Source organism: Bifidobacterium primatium (assembly GCF_002802875.1).
Taxonomy (GTDB): domain Bacteria; phylum Actinomycetota; class Actinomycetes; order Actinomycetales; family Bifidobacteriaceae; genus Galliscardovia; species Galliscardovia primatium.
This window is the reverse complement of the sequence record NZ_PEBI01000003.1, coordinates 414,723-434,072: the sequence shown is the minus strand read 5'-3', so window position 1 is coordinate 434,072 and position 19,350 is coordinate 414,723. Positions and strand designations below refer to the sequence as shown.

Annotated in this window: 15 protein-coding genes and 2 tRNA genes; 16 read left to right on the top strand and 1 reads right to left on the bottom strand. The window is 65.6% G+C overall.

The window, feature by feature from the left end; genetic code table 11:
• Nucleotides 1–11 precede the first annotated feature (11 nt).
• Nucleotides 12–1,496, bottom strand: a complete 1,485-nt coding sequence (gene thrC, locus CS006_RS07950) for a threonine synthase (RefSeq protein WP_100511249.1) — start codon at nucleotides 1,494–1,496, stop codon at nucleotides 12–14.
• A gap of 209 nt (nucleotides 1,497–1,705) precedes the next feature.
• Here thrC and glyA point away from each other — a divergent pair, with 209 nt between their 5' ends.
• The 16 genes from glyA (at nucleotide 1,706) to CS006_RS07870 (ending at nucleotide 19,325) form a co-directional block, all read left to right on the top strand.
• Complete coding sequence (glyA, locus tag CS006_RS07945; RefSeq protein ID WP_100511248.1) at nucleotides 1,706–3,016, top strand: serine hydroxymethyltransferase; 1,311 nt, start codon at nucleotides 1,706–1,708, stop codon at nucleotides 3,014–3,016.
• A 202-nt stretch (nucleotides 3,017–3,218) separates the two neighbouring features.
• The gene (locus tag CS006_RS07940) at nucleotides 3,219–4,514 is read left to right on the top strand and encodes a glutamate-5-semialdehyde dehydrogenase (RefSeq protein WP_165777297.1); all 1,296 of its coding nucleotides are present in this window, start codon (nucleotides 3,219–3,221) and stop codon (nucleotides 4,512–4,514) included.
• A gap of 28 nt (nucleotides 4,515–4,542) precedes the next feature.
• Nucleotides 4,543–5,118: a phosphoribosylglycinamide synthetase gene (locus CS006_RS07935; RefSeq protein ID WP_165777296.1), complete on the top strand. Its 576-nt coding sequence runs from the start codon at nucleotides 4,543–4,545 to the stop codon at nucleotides 5,116–5,118.
• Between the two features lie 26 nt (nucleotides 5,119–5,144).
• Nucleotides 5,145–5,798 carry a nicotinate-nucleotide adenylyltransferase gene (gene nadD, locus CS006_RS07930; RefSeq protein WP_243386942.1) on the top strand — a complete coding sequence of 218 codons (654 nt, stop codon included), beginning with the start codon at nucleotides 5,145–5,147 and terminating at the stop codon, nucleotides 5,796–5,798.
• A 116-nt stretch (nucleotides 5,799–5,914) separates the two neighbouring features.
• Nucleotides 5,915–6,931: a ribose-phosphate diphosphokinase gene (locus tag CS006_RS07925; RefSeq protein WP_100511246.1), complete on the top strand. Its 1,017-nt coding sequence runs from the start codon at nucleotides 5,915–5,917 to the stop codon at nucleotides 6,929–6,931.
• A gap of 160 nt (nucleotides 6,932–7,091) precedes the next feature.
• Nucleotides 7,092–7,162: transfer RNA gene (locus tag CS006_RS07920), tRNA-Gln, on the top strand.
• A 139-nt stretch (nucleotides 7,163–7,301) separates the two neighbouring features.
• Complete coding sequence (glmU, locus tag CS006_RS07915) at nucleotides 7,302–8,678, top strand: bifunctional UDP-N-acetylglucosamine diphosphorylase/glucosamine-1-phosphate N-acetyltransferase GlmU (protein WP_100511312.1); 1,377 nt, start codon at nucleotides 7,302–7,304, stop codon at nucleotides 8,676–8,678.
• A 19-nt stretch (nucleotides 8,679–8,697) separates the two neighbouring features.
• Nucleotides 8,698–9,102, top strand: a complete 405-nt coding sequence (gene rsfS / locus CS006_RS07910) for a ribosome silencing factor (RefSeq protein ID WP_100511245.1) — start codon at nucleotides 8,698–8,700, stop codon at nucleotides 9,100–9,102.
• The gene (locus CS006_RS07905) at nucleotides 9,099–9,824 is read left to right on the top strand and encodes a histidine phosphatase family protein (protein WP_100511244.1); all 726 of its coding nucleotides are present in this window, start codon (nucleotides 9,099–9,101) and stop codon (nucleotides 9,822–9,824) included. Before rsfS ends, CS006_RS07905 begins: the two co-directional genes overlap by 4 nt.
• Nucleotides 9,825–9,989: 165 nt before the next feature.
• Nucleotides 9,990–11,198 (top strand): hypothetical protein, encoded by a 1,209-nt coding sequence (locus tag CS006_RS07900; RefSeq protein ID WP_100511242.1) that lies wholly within the window; start codon nucleotides 9,990–9,992, stop codon nucleotides 11,196–11,198.
• A gap of 156 nt (nucleotides 11,199–11,354) precedes the next feature.
• Nucleotides 11,355–11,427 (top strand) — tRNA-Ala (locus CS006_RS07895).
• A gap of 268 nt (nucleotides 11,428–11,695) precedes the next feature.
• Nucleotides 11,696–12,646: a magnesium transporter CorA family protein gene (locus tag CS006_RS07890; protein ID WP_100511241.1), complete on the top strand. Its 951-nt coding sequence runs from the start codon at nucleotides 11,696–11,698 to the stop codon at nucleotides 12,644–12,646.
• Between the two features lie 55 nt (nucleotides 12,647–12,701).
• Complete coding sequence (locus CS006_RS07885) at nucleotides 12,702–13,583, top strand: transporter substrate-binding domain-containing protein (protein WP_100511240.1); 882 nt, start codon at nucleotides 12,702–12,704, stop codon at nucleotides 13,581–13,583.
• Between the two features lie 82 nt (nucleotides 13,584–13,665).
• On the top strand, nucleotides 13,666–16,653 hold the full coding sequence (gene leuS / locus CS006_RS07880) for a leucine--tRNA ligase (protein ID WP_100511239.1): 2,988 nt from the start codon (nucleotides 13,666–13,668) through the stop codon (nucleotides 16,651–16,653).
• Between the two features lie 204 nt (nucleotides 16,654–16,857).
• Nucleotides 16,858–17,607, top strand: a complete 750-nt coding sequence (locus tag CS006_RS07875; protein ID WP_133119550.1) for a ComEA family DNA-binding protein — start codon at nucleotides 16,858–16,860, stop codon at nucleotides 17,605–17,607.
• Nucleotides 17,604–19,325 carry a ComEC/Rec2 family competence protein gene (locus tag CS006_RS07870; RefSeq protein WP_100511237.1) on the top strand — a complete coding sequence of 574 codons (1,722 nt, stop codon included), beginning with the start codon at nucleotides 17,604–17,606 and terminating at the stop codon, nucleotides 19,323–19,325. The genes CS006_RS07875 and CS006_RS07870 overlap by 4 nt, the downstream gene beginning before the upstream one ends.
• Nucleotides 19,326–19,350 lie beyond the last annotated feature (25 nt).

The window sequence follows — 19,350 nt, the reverse complement described above, 5'->3', positions numbered from 1 at the left end:
ATGGAATCCGGTTACTTTTCGGCGGCCGAACGCACGTACTCCTCCATGGCGTCGATCTCGACGACGTCGTCAAAGCGCACATCGGCGGTCTCCAGACCGCGCAATGCGGCCGGCGCCGTGGTGCCGGTGGCTTCGGCCAGCACGTCCATGCACTCGAAGTCGGTGCCCGTGGCGTCGAGTCCCAGCGACTCGTTGACCACGCGCGGGAACTTGTACGGGCTGGCGGTGCTCAGCAGCACGCGCGGCGTCAGCGGGTCGCGCGGCATCTGCTGCATCACGAAGTAGCCGCATGCCGTATGCGGGTCGATGACGTAACGGTTCCTCTCCCAGCAGTCGCGGATGGACTCGCGCACCTGGTCCTCGTCGGCCCAGCCGCAGCCGAACAGCGAGCGGATGGACTTGAGCATGGGCTCGGGAACCTCGAACGCGCCCCACTGGCTGAGATCGTTCATGAGCATGGAGATCAGACGGGTGTCCTTCTCGGAGAAGTAGTAGAGCATGCGCTCCAGGTTCGACGAGACGAGGATGTCCATCGAGGGGGAGATGGTCTGGTAGAACGGGCGCTGGCGGTTGTACGTGCCCGAGGTGAGGAAGTCGAACAGCACGTTGTTCCTGTCGGAGGCGACGACCAGATGCTTCACCGGCAGACCCAGCAGCTTGGCATAGTAGCCGGCGAGGATGTCGCCGAAGTTGCCGGTCGGCACCGTGAACTCCACCTCGTCGCCCACGTTGATGACCTGACGTTCGAGCAGCTGCGCGTAGGCGGCGAAATAGTACACGACCTGCGGCACCAGACGGCCCACGTTGATGGAGTTGGCGGAGGAGAGCACCGTATGCGACGTGCCGGCGAGCTCGGCGGCGAGCTCCTTGTCTCCGAAGATGCGCTTGACCGCGGACTGCGCGTCGTCGAAGTTGCCCTTGACCGCGCACACGTTCACGTTGTCTCCGGTCTGTGTGGTCATCTGCAGCTGCTGCACCTGGCTGACCTTGCCCTCCGGGTAGAACACGGTGATGGCCGTGCCCGGGGCGTCGGCGAAGCCGGCTAGCGCCGCCTTGCCGGTGTCGCCCGAGGTGGCCGTGAGAATCATGATCTTCTCGTCCTCGTCGCCGCCTGCCGGCGTCGTGCGGGCCATGAAGCGGGGCAGGATCTGCAGCGCCACATCCTTGAAGGCGCTCGTCGGACCGTTGAACAGTTCGAGGATGTAGTCGTCGCCAAGCGGCCTGAGCGGGGTGATGGCCGGGTCGGACCACTGGTCGCCGTACGCCTCGCGGATGCAGTCGGCCAGTTCCTCGTCGGTGAAGTCGGGCAGCAGCTTCGCCAGCACGTCCTGCGCGATCTGCCGGTATGACTTGCCGGCGAGGGAGGCGATGTCGACATGCTCGTCGCCGAGGGAATCCGAGACGAACAGGCCGCCGTCGTCGGCGATGCCCTTGCGGATGGCCTGCTTGGAGGTGAGCGAATCAGTGGTGCTACGTGTGCTGTGGAAAGTGGTCACGTTCGAAATCCTTGGATGCTCGACAAGATGTGGACATACCGATTCTACTGGCAGCGCTGGGCAAGGGAACGGTCCGTCTCATTCGGGGCCGCAGACCGGGGAGCGGCCGACCTCGCGAAAATGAGACGAACCGGCCCCGTGATTTGTTTCGTAACCGAAACTGTTTACACTGGGACGCTAGTCATCCAAGGCAGAAGTAAAGGAGCACCATGACCGACCAGACGTCATACCCCCAGCATGTCGGCGACACCTTCAACGCGCCGATCGCGCAGGCCGACCCGGAAATCGCCGAGATCCTGACCGCCGAGCTGCACCGCCAGCAGGACGGCCTGGAGATGATCGCCTCCGAAAACTTCGTGCCCCGCGCCGTGCTGCAGGCCCAGGGCTCCGTGCTCACCAACAAGTACGCCGAAGGCTACCCGGGCCGCCGCTACTACGGAGGCTGCGAGCAGGTCGACAAGCTCGAGACCATCGCCCGCAACCGCGCCAAGGAGCTGTTCGGCGCCGAATACGCCAACGTGCAGCCCCACTCCGGCGCTCAGGCCAACGCCGCCGTCTACCAGGCCCTCGTCAAGCCCGGCGACACCGTGCTCGGCCTCGCCCTCGACCACGGCGGCCACCTCACCCACGGCATGAAGATCAACTTCTCCGGCCGCTTCTACCATGCCGAGGCCTACCAGGTCAACCCGGAGACCTTCCGCATCGATCCGGAGATCATCCGCCAGCGCGCCCTGGAGACCCACCCCGCCCTCATCATCGGCGGCTGGAGCGCCTACCCGCGCATCGAGGACTTCAAGGCCATGAAGGAGATCGCCGACGAGGTCGGCGCCAAGTTCTGGGTGGATATGGCCCACTTCGCCGGACTCGTCGCCGCGGGCCTGCACCCGAGCCCCGTGCCGTACGCCGACGTCGTCTCCTCCACCGCCCACAAGACGCTCGGCGGTCCGCGTTCCGGATTCATCCTCGCCAAGCAGGAGTACGCCAAGAAGCTCAACTCCGCCGTGTTCCCCGGCCAGCAGGGCGGCCCGCTCATGCATGTGATCGCCGGCAAGGCCGTCAGCTTCAAGGTGGCCGGAACCCCCGAGTTCAAGGACCGCATGCAGCGCACGCTCGACGGCGCGAAGATCCTCGCCGACCGCCTCATGGCCGACGACGTGAAGTCCAACGGCATCTCCGTGCTCACCGGCGGCACCGACGTGCACCTGGTGATGGTCGACCTGCGCAACAGCGAACTCGACGGCCAGCAGGGCGAGGACCTGCTCGCCCAGTGCGGCATCACCATCAACCGCAACACCGTGCCGTTCGACCCGCGTCCGGCCTCCGTGGCCTCCGGCCTGCGCATCGGCACCAGCGCGCTCGCCACCCGCGGCTTCGGACCCAAGGAATACGAGGAGGTCGCCGACATCATCGGCACCGCGCTCGCCGCAGGCAAGGGCGCCGATGTCGAGGCCCTCAAGGCCCGCGTCGACAAGCTCGTCGCCGACTTCCCGCTCTACCCCGAACTCGACCAGATCGACTGATTTCGAATCGACCGGTCCGAAGACGCCGGCCGGCCGCAGCCGGCCCGACCGAACGGCCCTTCGCTGGAGCCATGTGAGACATGGCCCCGGCGAAGGGCCGTTCCATATCGTGCCGGCGCCACGGCGCGCCGTCGGATATTCCCCCGCATCGATGTGCCGACGTGGCATTATGGTGGTGTTCAACCAGATGGATGGGAGCTCTATGGGTGAGAAAACCATGAACGAGGCGTTCGCCGCCGTGTGCGAACTCGCCGACGAGGCATCGTACGCCCAACGGACCCTGGCACGTGCCAGCACCGAACGGAAGAACGCCGTTCTGCTCGACATCGCCGACGCGCTCGTGACGAACGCCGGCATGATCGAGGCCGCCAACGACGTCGATATGCACGAGGCCGAGGATTCCGGCATGAGCCAGGGTCTGCTCGACCGACTGCGCTTCGACGCCGGACGCATCGGCGCCACCGCCGATGGCGTCCGGGGAGTCGCGGCGCTGCCCGACCCCGTCGGGGAGATGGTGCGCGGGCGCAACCTTCCCAACGGCATGCGCCTCAATCAGGTCCGTGTGCCCATCGGAGTCATCGGCATGATCTACGAGGCGCGGCCCAATGTGACCGTCGACGTCGTCTCGCTGTGCATCAAGTCCGGCAACGCCGTGCTGCTGCGCGGCGGGCATGCCGCCCGGCACACCAACGAGGCGACGCTGGCCGTCATCGGCCAGGTGCTCGCCGACCACGGATTCGATTCGGCGCTTGTCGCCGGCGTCGACCGCTACGGCAGGGACGGGGCCACATCCATGATGATGGCCCGCGGACACATCGACCTGCTCGTGCCGCGGGGCGGCGCCGGTCTGATCCGTGCCGTCGTCGACAACTCCAAGGTCCCGGTCATCGAGACCGGCGCGGGCAACGTGCACATCTACGTCGATTCGACGGCCGACCTCGACAAGGCCCTGCCCATTATCATCAATGCGAAGACCCAGCGCGTCGGTGTGTGCAACGCCGCCGAGAAGCTGCTGGTGCACAGCGACGTCGCCGAGGACTTCCTTCCCGTGGTCGCCAATGCGCTCACCGAGCACGGCGTGCGCCTGCACGTCGACGAGGCATCGCTCGACATCATCACCCATGCCGGCATCGACGACCTCGACATCGTTCCCGCCACCGAGGAGGATTGGGCGACCGAATACCTCGACTATGAGATCGGCATACGTGTGGTCGACTCGATGGACGACGCCATAGCGCACATCGCCGAATACTCCACCGGCCATACCGAGGCCATCATCTCCGAGGACTATTCGCGTATCGAGGAGTTCACCGCACGGGTTGACTCCGCCGTCGTGATGGTGAACGCCTCCACGCGCTTCACCGACGGCGGCATGTTCGGACTCGGCGCCGAACTCGGTATCTCCACCCAGAAGATGCATGCCAGGGGACCGATGGGCCTTGAGGAGCTCACCACCACGAAATGGATAGGCTACGGCACCGGACAGGTGCGCCCATAGCCCACAAGTTATGAACGGGGAAAACGACATGACACAGGACGACATGAATCAGACGCATGACGATGCGGTCCGTGCCGGCGGCGACGGTCTCGAGGAGCATTCGACCAGCCCGGACCTGTGGCTGCGGGTCGGGGCCGAACGGCTGAGCCTGGTACGCTACGTGTTCCTGGTGCAGATAGAGGACGGCATACCCACCGCGGCGCAGCGCTCCGCCCTAGAATACTCCGACGCCGTGCTCATCGGCTGGCCCGATGCCGACGCCCCCGACGTCGTGGCCGTGGATGAACGGCAGGAGGCGGAGATCGTCGCGCACGTGAGGATCATGGAGGAATACATCGGCAAGTTCCGCGAATCCGAGCGCGAAGGCAATATCGACGACATGACCGACATCCTCATCCGGATCTCCGAGCGCGTCGCCGAGATACGCAAGATCTTCCAGCCCGATTTCCCGCTGCCGACCTTCGCCGAGATCAGACGAGTCGTGCAGGAGGAATGGGACGAGGACATGGGCAAGATCGACCCGCAGTCCAGCGGCAGCGCCAGCGAGGTCGAGCAGGAGACCCGTCTCGAGAACGAGCAGCGAGACGCGGGGGAGCAGTCATGACCGACACCGCCAGACCAGCACGCACCATGTCCGAGCTCGGAGGCGACCGCACGGCGTCCGCGCAGGGCCTCTCCACCCGAGGCAACCGCCACTCGGTGCCCCGTATCGGCATCATGGGCGGCACCTTCGACCCGATTCACAACGGGCATCTTGTGGCCGCGTCCGAGGTGGCATGGGTGTATGACCTCGACGAGGTGGTGTTCGTGCCCACCGGCCGGCCGGTGTTCAAGCTCGACAAGGTGGTGACCAACGCCGAGGACCGCTATCTGATGACGGTGATCGCCACGGCCTCCAATCCGAAGTTCACCGTCTCGCGCGTCGACATCGACCGTCCCGGGGTGACCTACACCATCGATACGCTGCGCGACATCCACGCCGCCCGTCCCGACGCCGAGCTGTTCTTCATCACCGGCGCGGACGCCATCGCCGAGATCATGCGATGGAAGGACGCCGAGGAGATGTGGTCGCTGGCGCATTTCGTCGCCGTCTCGCGTCCCGGCTATTCGTCGGACCTGAAGAACCTCGACATCCCCGCCCGTGCGGTGGACATGCTGGAGATCCCCGCGCTGGCGATCTCCTCCACCGATGTGCGCCGGCGCAGCGAGGACGGCGAACCCGTGTGGTACCTCGTTCCCGACGGCGTGGTGCAGTACATCTCGAAGCACGGCCTGTACCGGTGAACGGCCATTGCCGGAGCCCCCTCGTCCCCGGTGAAGGGGAGGGGCTCCGGCGCCCCGCTCGTCGCAGTTGACGGTTATAGTTGGGGACTGTCACAGACCAGTACACGTTTGGAGATATGGTGAGCGCAATCCTCGAGGGAAAACCGGACAAAAATCTCATTCTCGTTACCGGCAGGGCGCATCCCAAGCTGGCCGCCGACGTAGCCAAGCAGCTCGGCATCGACATCCTGGAGACCACGGCGTATGACTTCGCCAACGGCGAGATGTACGTGCGCTACACCGAATCGGTGCGTGGCGCCGATGTGTTCGTGCTGCAGCCGCATTCCACGCCGGTGAACAAGGCGATCATGGAGCAGCTCATCATGATCGACGCCCTCAAGCGTGCATCCGCGCGTTCCATCACCGCCGTGTGCCCCATGCTCGGTTACTCCCGCCAGGACAAGAAGCATCTCGGCCGCGAGCCCATCTCCTGCCGACTGGTGTTCGATCTGCTGGCCACTGCAGGGGCCGACCGCATCATGAGCGTGGACCTGCACGCCTCGCAGTCCCAGGGCTTCTTCGACGGGCCCGTCGACCACCTCATCGCCATGCCGGTGCTGGTCGACTACGTCCGTGACCGTCTCGATCTTTCCAACATCGCCGTGGTCTCCCCCGACGCCGGCCGCATCAAGGTGGCCGAGCAGTGGGCCCAGCGTCTGGGAGGATGCCCGCTGGCCTTCGTGCACAAGACCCGCGACATCACACGCCCGAACCACGCCGTCGCCAACCGTGTGGTCGGCGAGGTCAAGGGCAAGGACTGCGTGCTCGTCGACGACCTCATCGACACCGCCGGCACCATCGCCAGCGCCTGCCACGTGCTCAAGGAGGCCGGCGCCAAATCCATCACCGTCGCCGCCACGCACGGCGTGCTCTCCGGCCCGGCCGTGGAGCGCCTGCGCGACAGCGGCGCCCGCGAGGTGGTGCTCACCGACACCGTGCCGATTCCGGAAAGCAAGCGCTGGGACGGTCTGACCGTCCTGTCCATCGCGCCGCTGCTGGCCAGCGCCATCAAGGAGGTCTTCAGCGACGGTTCGGTCGCCGAGCTGTTCGACACCTATCCGACGCACCACGGCCAGGGCTTCCTGTTCGCCTGACCGGTTTCCAGGTGCGCGGCCGGTGCTCCATCCACGCAGGACACGCTGCCGCGCGCCGGAAAACCGTTGGCATACCGGCAAAACGGTGACGCCCGTCCGCCCATGACGATTTTTTCGTCCGGTCGTGGCATAATAGTGACTCGGCGGTTTTCGCCGCCGTTCCCCCATGGTGTAATGGCAGCACACGGGTCTTTGGAACCCTTTGTCTTGGTTCGAGTCCAGGTGGGGGAGCTCGAAAATAGCCGGCATGCGTCCTGCGGGAATCACGATTCCGATGTGATTCCGGTGAGACGATGCCGGCTATATGCTTATATATGGTTCTGTCGAATACGACGACATCAGTCGCAAACAGCGAAGTGGAGAAATGAACATGACATTCAGTGCGGCGATCATTCTGGCTGCCGGCGAGGGCACGCGCATGAAGTCGGCCGATCACAAGGTATTGCACAGCCTGGCCGGCAAGACGTTCCTGCAGCGGGTGATGCATTCCGTGCGGGCCCTCGACCCCGACGTGCTGGGCGTGGTGGTCCGTTATCAGGCGGAACGCGTGGCCGCGGCCGCCAGGTCCTACGACGAGAACGTCACCATCGTGCATCAGGACGAGATTCCCGGCACCGGTCGCGCCGTGCAGTGCGCCATGTCGCAGCTTGCCGCCGACGGCCCGCTCCATGGCCCGGTCCTGATCGCCGCCTCCGACATGCCGCTGCTGGACGAGTCCACGCTGCGCCGGCTCATGGAGTCCCACACGCAGTCCGGCAACTCCGCCACCGTGCTCACCACCATCCTCGACGACCCGACCGGCTACGGCCGCATCATCCGTGACTCCAAGGGACAGGTGCTGCGCATCGTCGAGCAGAAGGACGCCAACTCCTCCGAGCTCGCCGTGCATGAGGTGAACACCTCCGTCTACGTGTTCGACGCGGACGTCCTCTCCCAGGCCATCGCCGGACTCGACGACGACAACGCGCAGGGCGAGTTCTACCTCACCGACGCTCTGGAGAAGGCCAAGGAGTTCGGCGGCGTCGGCGCCTACGCGGCCCCCGACGCGCTCGCCGTGGAGGGCGTGAACGACCGTGTGCAGCTCGCCAAGCTGGCCAAGGCACACAACCGTCGCATCTGCGAGGCGTGGATGCGCGCCGGCGTGACGATCCTCGACCCCGAGACCACGTGGATCGAGGATGACGTGGAGCTCGGACAGGACGTGACCGTGCTTCCCGGAAGCTTCCTGCAGGGACATTCCGTCGTGGGGCCCAAGGCCGTCGTCGGCCCGTACACCACGCTCATCGACGCGACCATCGACGCCGAAGCCGTCGTGGAACGCTCCCGCGTGCAGGGCACGCACATCGGCCGCGCCGCGAACATCGGCCCCTGGACCTATCTGCGCCCGGGCAACGACCTCGGCGAGGAGACCAAGGCCGGCGCCTTCGTGGAGATGAAGAAGGCCCACATCGACAACGGCACCAAGGTCCCGCACCTCAGCTACGTGGGCGACGCCCACGTGGGCGAGCACACCAACATCGGCGGCGGCACCATCACCGCGAACTACGACGGCAAGAACAAGCACCACACCGAGATCGGCTCGGGCGTGCACGTGGGGGCCGGCAACATGTTCGTCGCCCCCGTCACCGTGGGAGACGGCGTGACCACCGGAGCCGGTTCCGTGGTGCGCCATGACGTACCCGCCGACTCGATGGTGTATTCGGAGAACACGCAGCACGTCGTGGAGCACTGGAAGCCCGCGGAATAGACAAGAGAAAGGTGAATCCGTGCCCGCAGCAGCAGATTCCATCGAATCCGTACGCATCGCCGCGCAGGCGGCCGACTCCGTCAAGGCGACGGACATCGTCGCCATCGATGTGAGCGACACGGTCGGCATCACCGACGCGTTCGTCATCGCATCCGGTTCGTCCGACCGTCAGGTGGTCGCCATCGCCGAGGAGATCGAGAAGCAGTTGCACATCGTCCGCGGCATCGACGCGCGCAGTCGGGAGGGATTCGAGCAGGGGGAGTGGATCCTGCTCGATTTCGGCGACTTCGTGGTGCACGTCATGCTCGAGGACAAGCGCGAGTTCTACGACATCGAACGTCTGTGGAAGGACTGCCCGACAATCGACCTGCAGCTCGCCCATCCCGAGCATTCCGCCATGGCGACCGACGAGGTCCCGGCATGACGGACGCCAACGCCGTCGCCCCGTGCAGGCATGTGAGATCCATCACCCTGATACGTCACGGACGTACGGCGTTCAACGCCGTCGGCCGTCTTCAGGGCCAGTCCGACATCCCTCTTGACGACGTCGGGCTCTGGCAGGTGGAACAATCCGGTCTCGCATTGCGTCGGCTGTACGTGGACCCGGCGGACGACACGCGTCGGCAGGTCGTCGTCAGCTCCGACCTGGAACGCTCGATGCAGACCGCCCACGCATTCGCCGACCCATTGGGCCTGGAGGTCCATGCCGACGTACGCGTGCGGGAACGCGACTTCGGCGAATGGGAGGGGCTGACGCTGCATGACATCCATGACCGCTGGACCGAGGACTTCTTCTCCTGGATAGGATTCCGCGGTGGCGAACTGCGCCACGGCGCCGAAAGCAAGCTCGCCGTCGGAGAGCGCGGCGTCGACGCGGTGCGCGACTGGGCCACGCGATTCGGCGGGGACACCGACCTGTTCGTGTTCTCCCACGGCGCATGGATATCGCAGACGCTGCAGGTGCTGCTCGGACTGAACCAGGCGCGTCCCGACTTCTCCAGCCTGATGTCCATGCGCAACGCCCACTGGTGTCGTCTGCGCCCGATGGATCGTCCGGACGGTTCCGTGCAATGGCGGCTTGCCGCATTCAACCATGGCCCCGCCGCGGCCGAGACCGACGGCTGGGACGAGCCGAAGCTGCCATGAACCCATGCCGCCGCACGGACGAAAGGCCGTGCGGCGTCGTCATATGTGGCGGGCGTGTAAGGCCCATGTGATGGTTTGTGACGAATATGCGGTTTTTCCGGTGACGGCCGACGAATCCGCATAAGCTGCCCACCGATAACGCAATGCAATCGGCTAAGGGGTGTTGTGCTCAAGAAGTTCTTTGCGAATATTTCGGCTGTGCCCATCATCGGCGGTGCGCTCGCCGCAGTGACGTCCTTCCTGCTTTCGGCGAAGATCGGCATCGGCGGCTCGGTGATCGGCGTGGCCGTCGGCTCGGTGGTCTCCGCCGTGTCGTCGCAGCTGTATCAGAATCTGTTGAAGGAATCCGGCAGGAAGATCCAGGAGAAGGTCGATCTCGTCAGCGGCGACCCCTCCTCGGACGATTCGTCGGAAGAGACCAAGGAACCGCGCGAGCCTCGCGTCGCGGTCGGCGGCACCGGGGCCACCACGGTGATGGCGCCGGTCGCGGGGGAGGCCCCGTCGGCCGACGCGACGCGGACCCTCGCCGCAGTGACGGATGGCGGAACGTCCGTAATGCCACCTGTGGGTGACGGCACCGCCGTGCTTCCCGCGACCTCCGACGCCACCCGCGCGATGCCCGCCCTCGGCGGGAACGAGGATGCCGCGGATGGTTCCACCCACGTCATGCCCGCCGTGCCGAGAACCGATGGCAAACCGGCGCTGGCGGGAACGGAGCCCGCGTCCTTCTCACCGCGCTCCACCGTCGACGGGGCCGACAAGGGGCACGCATCGGGCTCCACCGTCACCTATCATGCCGGAGGCGCCAAGCCGGATGTCCGGACACGTCGGAAGGCGCTGGCCATCACCATCGCCGCGGCGATCGCCGCCGTCGGCATCACGGCCGGCATCATCCTCGCCCTCACCGGAGGCCAGGGCACCGACGACGTGGTCCGTCGCACGATAACCAAGCATACAGAGACGTCGCAGACCACGAAGCCCACACCGTCGCCCACGGCGACCACGACGGCGCCGACTGCGACGCCCACGCCCACCGACACCTCGACCTCGGGCACCGACGAATACCAGGGCACCGGCGAGACGAATAACGACGAGACGAACGGCTCGACCGACAGCGGCACCACGGACACCACCAACGGCTCGAACGGCACCTCGTCCGGCACATCCGGTTCGTCCGGTTCGACCGGCGGCTCCGAATCCGCGAACAACGGTGGCTCGTCGACCGGTTCCGACTCCACGACCGGCGGTTCGTCCGGTTCGACCGGCGGCTCCGAATCCGCGAACAACGGTGGCTCGTCGACCGGTTCCGACTCCGCCAACGGCTCGAACGGCAACAGCTCAAGCACCGGCAGCGGCTCGACCGATATCCGGTAGACCGACGACGGATCGGTCCCTGCGCGGGGACGATCGCCTGACCGGCGGCGCAGCAAACGGATGAAATCCTTGCAATCATGCGGGACACGCCGATTGTTGCGTCGTCGACTGTGTTGTTGTATATTACTCAAGGTCTTCAACGACCAACCGATGTTCGGGGCTATGGCGCAGCTGGTAGCGCATCTCCATGGCATGGAGGGGGTCGGGGGTTCGAATCCCCCTAGCTCCACAGAGATTAAGGCCGGAATCCTTTTTGGATTCCGGCCTTTTTCATGCCCATGCATCCGGGTCCTGTCTCCGGTCGGACCTCCATGCATGAACGGCGGGTGAACGCGCGGCCGTGTGGCCTCGCGAAGTCGTGGCGTGGGCTATCCTTGATGGGGGTCCGCGGCGACACGGGCCGAACGGCCCATGCGGACGCCGTGGAACGAATGATACGGCGGGACATCATGACGGGCCGACGGAAGACACGACGGGCACAAGGCAGGTGATGCGCGATGATGAGAACGTTCAGCACGGTAGGCGGTCAGATCGAACAGATCGAGAAACCGGCCCCCGGCTCGTGGATATGCCTTAGCGAACCCACCGACGTGGAGCTCGCCACCGTCTCCGAAGCATGCGACATCGACCTCGCCGACCTGCGTGCCCCGCTGGATGACGAGGAGAGGTCGCGTGTGGACGTCGAGGACAACTACACGATGATCATCGTCGACATCCCGACCGTGGAGGAGCGCGGCGGCCGCGACTGGTACGAGACCATCCCGCTGTCGATCATCATCGTCGACGACATCATCATCACCGTCTGCATGCAGGACACCCCGGTGCTTCACCCGTTCATGGAAGGCACGATCCGCGGGTTCAACACGTTCATGAAATCACGGTTCATCCTGCAGATCCTGTATCGCAACGCCACCATGTACCTGCGCTACCTGCGCATCATCGACCGGGAGAGCGACAAGCTCGAACTCAAGCTGCGCCATTCCATGCAGAACCGCGAGATCCTCATGCTACTCGAACTGAGCAAGACGTTGGTCTACTTCACCACATCGCTCAAATCGAACGAGATCGTGATGGAGAAGCTCAACACCCTCAGCCGCATCCGGCAGTACCCCGACGACCAGGACCTGCTCGACGACGTCATCATCGAGAACAAGCAGGCCATCGAGATGGCCAACATCTACAGCGGCGTTCTTGCGAACATGACCGACGCCTTCGCCTCCGTCGTCTCGAACAACCTGAACAACGTGATGCGCGTGTTCACCATCATCTCCATCACGCTGTCCATCCCCACGCTGATCTTCTCCATGTACGGCATGAACTTCCAGGAGGGCATGCTGGGCATGCCGTTCACCGGCCATGCATGGGGCTTCGCCATCGTCATCGTCATCTCGTTGCTGGTCTCCGTGCTCGTGACCTGGTTCCTCACCCGGTCGCGCATGTTCAAGTGACCTCGGACCCGGTCGCGGTACGGAAGCCGTTCGCATACGGACGAAAGGGGCGCGCATGGCATACGTCATGGCGAACGCACGGTGCACGGTGCGGCGGGCCGCCGCCGCGCTGCTCGCCTCATGCATGACGCTGACGCTCGCGGGCTGCGGCCAGAACCCTCTGGCGGTCAGCGATGTGATCGGTCCCCGCATCGTCATCGGCGTGACCTTCGACCAGCCCGCCATGGGACTTCGCAAAGGCAGCGGGTATCACGGGTTCAACGTGGCGGTCGCCGAATACGTGGCCGAGAAGCTCGGCTACGCCTCCTGGCAGATAGTGTGGGAGCAGGCCCCCGAGGACGAACGCAGGTCCATGCTCGACGACGGCGACGTCGATATGATCACCGGAATGTACGAGGACGCCGCCGACATCACGGCGGGGGAGAAGGACTCCGCGACCCTCGGCTACGACTTCGCCGGTCCGTATCTCGCCGATCGGCAGGATGTGATGGTGCTCAGCCGATCCGATGATTCCTCCGACACCTCCATAGTGTCGCTCGCCGACCTCGCGGGACACAAGGTATGCGTCATCGAGGGAAGCGAGACGGACGCCGACTTGCAGCGGCGTCTGGATGGTGGCATACGGCTGGTGCGCCAGCCCGGTGCCACGCAATGCGCCACCGCCCTGCTGACCGGCATGGTCGACGCGGTCGCCGCCCCCGGTTCCGTGCTGGCCGGCCTCGCCGACGCCGAAGGAGGCGACCGGATGCGCCTGCTCGGCCTCGACTTCGCCGAAGGCGGTTACGGCATCGGCCTGCGCAAGGGCAGCGACCAGCTCACGGCGCGCATCCGTGAGGCCATCGAGCAGATGCACGCCGACGGCTCATGGGACCGCGCCTACGACGAGACCCTGGGAGCCATCGGATACGATGACGGGCGCGGAACCGACGTTCACTAACTGGGACGAACGATGCGGCGTGTCCGCATGTCTGGCGATAATTGCCCCTGTTACAGAGTCTGTTGAACAACAAAGGAGCATCATGGCGCAGGACGCTACCGATGTGAAGGGCGTACAGCACGACGGAAACGGGGAGCCCGCATTCCGCTACAACGCCACCCTGGCACAGAAGATCGAAGAGGACTGGCAGAAGCGCTGGGACGATGAAGGCACGTTCTGGGCCGCCAACGTCAACGGCGATCTCAAGGACGGCGAAGGCCGCAACGCGGAGGGGCGCCCCTCCTACTTCGCCATGGACATGTTCCCCTACCCCTCGGGCAAGGGCCTGCACGTGGGCCATCCGCTGGGCTATCTCGCCACCGACGTGGTCAGCCGCTACCATCGCATGAAGGGCGAGAACGTGCTGCACGCCATGGGCTACGACGCCTTCGGCCTGCCCGCGGAGCAGTACGCCGTGCAGACCGGCCAGCATCCGCGCGTGACCACCGAGGCCAACATCGCCAACATGCGCCGCCAGCTGCACCGTATGGGACTGAGCTTCGACAACCGCCGCTCCTTCGCCACCATCGACCCCGGCTACGTGCGCTGGACGCAGTGGATCTTCTCACGCATCTACGATTCCTGGTACGACGAGGACGCCACCAACCCGAGCGGTTCCAAGGGCTCCGCCCGCCCGATCGGCGAGCTGGTCGCCAAGTTCGAATCCGGCGAGAAGGCCATCCCCGGCCACGAATCCGACGGCAAGGCCTGGGGAGAGCTCACCGAGGCCGAGCAGCAGGACATCCTCAACGACTTCCGTCTCGCCTACATCTCCAAGTCCCCGGTGAACTGGTGCCCGGGCCTGGGCACCGTGCTCGCCAACGAGGAGGTCACCGCCGAAGGCAAGTCCGAGCGAGGCAACTTCCCCGTGTTCCAGCGCGAGCTGCGCCAGTGGTCCATGCGCATCACCGCCTACGGCCACCGCCTCATCGAGGATCTCGCCACCATCGACTGGCCCGAGAAGGTCAAGCTCATGCAGCGCAACTGGATCGGCGAGTCCCACGGCGCCTCCGTGCACTTCGCCGTCGAGACGCCGAACGGCGAACGCGACATGGAGATCTACACCACGCGTCCCGACACCCTGTTCGGCACCACGTTCGCGGTGGTCTCCCCGGAGCACCATCTGCTCGAGGACGTTCCCGCCGAATGGCCGGCCGACGTTCCCGAGGACTGGAAGGGCGGCTACGCCACCCCGGTCGAGGCCGTGAAGGCCTACCGTCTGGCCGCCGAGTCGAAGACCGCGAAGGACCGCGTGGACGAGGCCGGCGAGAAGAGCGGCCTGTTCACCGGCCTGTACGCCGTCAACCCGATCACCGGCGCGAAGCTGCCGCTGTTCACCGCCGACTATGTGCTTATGGACTACGGCACCGGCGCCATCATGGCCGTGCCGGGCGGAGACCAGCGCGACTACGACTTCGCCGTGAAGTTCGGCCTGCCGGTCATCTACACCGTCAAGCCGCTGCCGGAGTCCGGCGACGACCTGGCGAACTACGAAGGCAAGGCCCCGTTCGTCAGCCACGACGGCATCGTCATCAACTCCACCGTGGACGCCACCAAGGTCAGGGGCGATGCACTGAGCCTCGACGGCCTGCGCGTGGACGACGCCATCGCCAAGGTGAACGCCTGGCTCGAGTCCGCCGGCGTCGGCAAGGGCACCGTCAGCTACCGTCTGCGCGACTGGCTGTTCAGCCGCCAGCGCTATTGGGGCGAGCCCTTCCCGATCGTATACGGCGAGGACGGCACCCCGCATCTGCTGCCCGACGACCAGCTGCCCATCAACCTGCCCGACGTGCCGGACTACAGCCCGCGCACCTTCGACCCGGAGGACGCCGAATCCAACCCGGAGGCGCCGCTGAGCCGCAACGAGGACTGGGTGAAGGTCACGCTCGACCTCGGCGACGGCCCGAAGACCTACTACCGCGACACCAACACCATGCCGAACTGGGCCGGCTCCTGCTGGTACTACATGCGCTACATCGACCCGTCCGACACCAAGCACATGGTGGAGAAGGACGAGTTCGACTACTGGATGGGTCCGAACCACAACAAGACCGCAGGCAAGTCCGGCGGCGTGGACCTGTACATCGGCGGCGTGGAGCATGCCGTGCTGCATCTGCTGTACTCGCGCTTCTGGCACAAGGTGCTCTTCGACCTCGGCTATGTCGACTCCTCCGAACCGTTCCACAAGCTGTTCAACCAGGGCATGATCCAGGCCTACGCCTACACCGACGACCGCGGCCAGTACGTGCCTGCCGCCGAGGTGGTCGAGGGCGAGCCCGACGAGAACGGCGAACCGACGTTCACCTGGCACGGCCAGCACGCCAACCGCGAGTTCGGCAAGATGGGCAAGAGCCTGAAGAACATCATCACGCCGGACGACATGTACGCCAACTACGGCGCCGACACGTTCCGTCTGTACGAGATGAGCATGGGCCCGCTGTCCGAGTCCCGTCCGTGGAACACGCGCAACGTGGTCGGCGGCATGCGCTTCCTGCAGCGCCTGTGGCGCAACGTCGTCGACGAGAACACCGGCGCGGTGCATGTGAGCGAGGACTCCCTGGATGACAAGACGCTCAAACTGCTCAACAACACCATCCACGACGTGACCGTCGAGATGGAGGCCATGCGTCCGAACACCGCCATCTCCAAGCTCATCGTGCTCAACAACCACCTCACCTCGCTGCCCGCCGTGCCGCGCGCCGCCGTGGAGCCGCTGATCCTCATGCTCTCGCCGATCGCACCGCACATCTGCGAGGAGCTGTGGAGCAGACTCGGCCACGAGAAGTCCCTGGCCCATGCGCCGTGGCCGGTCGCCGACGAACGCTACGTCGGACAGGACACCGTCACCGCCGTCGTGCAGGTGAAGGGCAAGATCCGCGGCAAGCTCGAGGTCAGCCCCGACATCTCGGCCGAGGAGCTCGAGAAGCTCGCCCTGGCGCTGCCCGCCGTGCAGGATCGTCTCGGCGGCGAGCCTCCGCGCAAGGTCATCGTCAAGGCCCCGAAGATCGTCTCCGTGGTGCCCGCCAAGTAGTCCGATTCCTTCGCGATTCCCCTACGGGCCGATGCCCCGTGTCGATTCGGTCGGCACGGGGCATCGTCGTTCGACGTCTTTTGTCGGAGACGGCAATGTGGACGGTATGTCGAACCGTCCACATTCATGACGCGAGGGTGTGTCATTCGTCAACAACGTCCGCACGGCTTGCCCGGATGATGCGGCCCGACACATAGTGGAACCGTGTCTACGAATCATCATCGCCCGGCCGTGGGAGCCGCACCGCCGCGGCCTCTGCCGTATCTGCCGATCACGTCGGTGCCGCTGCCTCCCGACCTCGGCGTGGAGGCGGTCGATGGCCGCGATGACCCCGACTGCGGCGCATCATCCGCACCATCCACGCTGCTGTCCGCGCTTGCCGGGGTCGATCGTGACGACGCCGGAGCGGACTCGCTGCTGGAGAGAAGCTCATCACGCGACGCCACCCGCCTCATGCTCGACGGACGACGGTCCGCCGTCATCATCCTCATACTGGTGTTCATGCTCAGCGCCAGCCTGACGATGCTGGTCCGGCAAAGCAGTCATCTTGCGGATTCGGCGGATTGGGGAAGCCGGGCCACGGAACAGACATCGACCGCCTCTCCGAAGTCCTCCGCTTCATCGCAGACATCCCCGCCATCGGCTTCGACGGTGCAGCCCCAGCCGCAGAAGGCATCTCCCACTCCTACGGCTTCCCCGTCCCCGTCCTCCTCGGTCCCCTCGACCTCGCCGGGCACTGCCGCATCGAACGCCTCGGGACTCATCGACCTGAACACGGCCACCGCCGAACAGCTGGACACCATCAACGGCATCGGGCCGGTGACCGCACGGCGAATACTCGAGCACCGCGCACGGAACGGCCGATTCACCAGCGTCGACGAGCTGCTCGACGTGCAGGGCATCGGCGCCAAGACGCTGGAGAAGATCCGGCCCTATGTTACGGTCGGGCCATGAGACGGCGTCACGCTTATCGACTGCGCGAACGCGGCGGCCGCGACGCCCGTCTCCTACCAGCCGCCGCTGCGGTCTGGTCGGTCCTGCTGGCCGAATACATGCTGTTCGACACGGTGGGAATGCACTGGCTTGCCGTCGCCTCCGTCGCTCCGGCCGTCGTTCTCGGCATCGCCGCCGTCATCGTCGTAATGTCGTCGCGGTCCGTGCCGACGGCTCTTGGCCAGGGACTGTGGCATGGCGCGGTCGTCATCGGGGCGGCGTGTTGCGCGCTCGTCTCCGGCGGATTCCACGACCTCATGACAGCCGGCGACCCGATGGTTTCGGCGGCCGACGCCGAAACCGGGGTCTCCGTACTGCTCGACGTCACGGGTCCGGCCATGGCGTCCTCGCTGCGCGGCATGGACTGCCAGACCGATGCGCGGGCTCGCGGCGTGCTGTTCGACGGCGTGCGGTCGGTTTCGAGCGCACGCATACGGGTGTACGCGTCGGACGACGCCTGCGAATGGCGTCAGGGCGGCGGGTATGTCGTCGAAGGCACGGCAAGACACGCCCGCTTCGGCAACAGGGAGCTTTGGCTCGTCGTGGACGACGACGATAACGCCGTCGTCCACGTTCGGGAGCCGTCATGGCGGGATGCCGCGGTCGAACGTCTGCGCGGGGCATTCCTCGAACAGACCGACCGTCTTTCCGGTCAGGGACGCATACTGGTGCCGGGACTGACACTGGGAGTGCTGGGACAGGACGTCTACCGTCCCCACGTCGAGGCGGACGGCCGTACCGCCGATGAAATAGACGAGACGGCCGCGCGGCTGATGGAGGATGATTTCAAGAACTCCGGCATCATGCATCTCATGGCCGTCTCCGGCGGGCACTTCGTGCTGGTCGCCGCGCTGGTCAGGCGTTCGGGGACCATGCTGCTCATACCCCGTCAGGTGAAGGCCGTGGGCGTGGCGGCCGCATACATCGTGCTCACGGCACTGGTCTATCCCTCCGATTCGGTGCTGCGCGCGGCGGCCATGGGCGGCTTCGGCGTGGCCTGCATGCTGATCGGCCGTCCAGGCCAGGCGCTCGCGGCCCTGAACTGGACGGTGATCGCCTCGTTGCTGGTCGAGCCGGAGCTGGCGCACAGCTACGGTTTCGCATTGTCGTGCGCCGCGGTCTACGGCATCGTCATATTGGACCGTCCGATATCGCAGGCCCTTGCCTTCCTCATGCCCGATGCGATCGCCCGGGCGACATCCGTAACCATCGCCGCGCAGATTCCCACCCTGCCCATACAGGTGATGATGAACCCGCGGATACCGTTGCTGTCGGTGCCGGCGAACCTGCTGGTGGCGCCGGTCGTCTCCCTGACGACGTTGCTGGGACTGGCCGCCGTGGGAGTCTCCTGGCTTGTTCCTCCGCTCGGTCATGGTCTGGTCGTCGTCGCGAGCGCCGGCACGCTGCTGCTCCAACGATGCGCCACGATGCTGGGACGAACGCGGTTCAGCGTGCTGCCATGGCATGACGGTGCCGCAGGCGCCGCTGTCATGGCGGCATCGGAGGCCGTCGCCGTTCTGATCGTGATGCTGATACGTCGTCTTATGCGTCGATGGCGGGGCCGCGAAAGCCCTCCCGCCGCCGACGGCGGTAGATCGTATGCTCCGACTCCCATGGAACGACTGGGCGTCTGGTGGCGCGACACCCGCGTCATGGTCTTCGGACCGCGACGGCATTGACGGCACCCTTTGCGGCAGGGCGACG

What these genes read in the sequence shown, in the direction of transcription:
- glyA (WP_100511248.1), top strand. Translation starts at nt 1,706, where the DNA reads ATGACCGACCAGACGTCATACCCCCAGCATGTCGGCGACACCTTCAAC.
- CS006_RS07940 (WP_165777297.1), top strand. Translation starts at nt 3,219, where the DNA reads ATGGGTGAGAAAACCATGAACGAGGCGTTCGCCGCCGTGTGCGAACTC.
- CS006_RS07935 (WP_165777296.1), top strand. Translation starts at nt 4,543, where the DNA reads ATGACACAGGACGACATGAATCAGACGCATGACGATGCGGTCCGTGCC.
- nadD (WP_243386942.1), top strand. Translation starts at nt 5,145, where the DNA reads ATGTCCGAGCTCGGAGGCGACCGCACGGCGTCCGCGCAGGGCCTCTCC.
- CS006_RS07925 (WP_100511246.1), top strand. Translation starts at nt 5,915, where the DNA reads ATGGTGAGCGCAATCCTCGAGGGAAAACCGGACAAAAATCTCATTCTC.
- glmU (WP_100511312.1), top strand. Translation starts at nt 7,302, where the DNA reads ATGACATTCAGTGCGGCGATCATTCTGGCTGCCGGCGAGGGCACGCGC.
- CS006_RS07905 (WP_100511244.1), top strand. Translation starts at nt 9,099, where the DNA reads ATGACGGACGCCAACGCCGTCGCCCCGTGCAGGCATGTGAGATCCATC.
- CS006_RS07890 (WP_100511241.1), top strand. Translation starts at nt 11,696, where the DNA reads ATGATGAGAACGTTCAGCACGGTAGGCGGTCAGATCGAACAGATCGAG.
- CS006_RS07885 (WP_100511240.1), top strand. Translation starts at nt 12,702, where the DNA reads ATGGCATACGTCATGGCGAACGCACGGTGCACGGTGCGGCGGGCCGCC.
- leuS (WP_100511239.1), top strand. Translation starts at nt 13,666, where the DNA reads ATGGCGCAGGACGCTACCGATGTGAAGGGCGTACAGCACGACGGAAAC.
- CS006_RS07870 (WP_100511237.1), top strand. Translation starts at nt 17,604, where the DNA reads ATGAGACGGCGTCACGCTTATCGACTGCGCGAACGCGGCGGCCGCGAC.